General features: G+C 68.5%; 1 protein-coding gene. It reads left to right on the top strand.

The features are described from left to right. Positions 1 to 1080 (top strand): beta-ketoacyl synthase N-terminal-like domain-containing protein (locus tag AB0883_RS30815; RefSeq protein ID WP_366644779.1); only part of this gene is annotated, 1080 nt, incomplete at both ends.

The raw sequence follows: 1080 nt of genomic DNA, 5'->3' as shown, positions 1-1080 counted from the left end.
CTGCGGGCCAAGGCCGACGCGGCGTGGTGGCTACACGAACTGACCCAGGATTCGGATCTCGCGTTGTTCGTGGTGTATTCCTCGGCAGCGGCCACACTCGGGTCACCGGGACAGGGCAACTACGCCGCGGCCAACGCGGTTCTGGACGCCCTGGCACTACGACGGCAGAGCGCCGGCCGGGTTGGACAGTCACTGGCGTGGGGACTGTGGGCCCCACAGTCAGCGATGACCGGGCATCTCGACGAGGTCGACCTGGACCGGATGCGACGCAACGGCATCCTTCCCATGTCCCCTGAGCAGGGCCTGGCGTTGTTCGACGCGGCAGTACGTACCAACCAGCCGCAACTCGTGCCGATCCGGGTGGACCTGGCCGCGCTACGCCGAGCCGGCGCCGGTAGCGTGCCGCCGCTGTGGCGGACGTTGGCCGGCGGCTCCGCCCGCCGGACGGCGACCACAACCGACACGCGAGTGGACCTGGCCACCAGGCTGGCCGCTATGGGAGTCGAGGAACGCCAGCAGAAGGTGCTCGAGCTGGTGCGTACCCACGCGGCCACAGCCCTTGGTCACGACAGTGCCCAGGCAGTCGCACCTGATCGGGCGTTCCGCGAGCTCGGCTTCGACTCGTTGACCGCGGTGGAACTACGTAACCGGCTGGGCACCGCGACCGGGCTGTCGTTGCCGGCCACGCTGGTCTTCGACTACCCCACCCCGGAGGTGTTGACCGACCATCTGACGGACCTGCTGCTTGGCAAGAACGCTGCCGTGGCCGTCGCGCCGGTGGCGGTCGGTGCGGATGTCGATGAGCCGGTGGCGATTGTGGGGATGGGGTGTCGGTATCCGGGTGGGGTTGGTGACCCGGACGGGTTTTGGCAGTTGCTGCTCGAGGGTGTTGACGCGGTGGGTGGGTTCCCCGTGGATCGGGGTTGGGATGTCGGGTCGTTGTATGACCCGGATCCGGGGCGGTCGGGGACCAGTTATGTCCGGGAGGGTGGGTTCCTGGCTGGTGCGGCGTTGTTCGACGCGGGGTTCTTCGGGATCAGTCCGCGGGAGGCTGTGGCGATGGATCCGCAGCAGCGGCTG

Source organism: Micromonospora sp. NPDC047812, from assembly GCF_040704175.1.
In the GTDB taxonomy this organism is placed as follows: domain Bacteria; phylum Actinomycetota; class Actinomycetes; order Mycobacteriales; family Micromonosporaceae; genus Micromonospora.
This window is presented reverse-complemented; position numbering and strand designations above follow the sequence as displayed.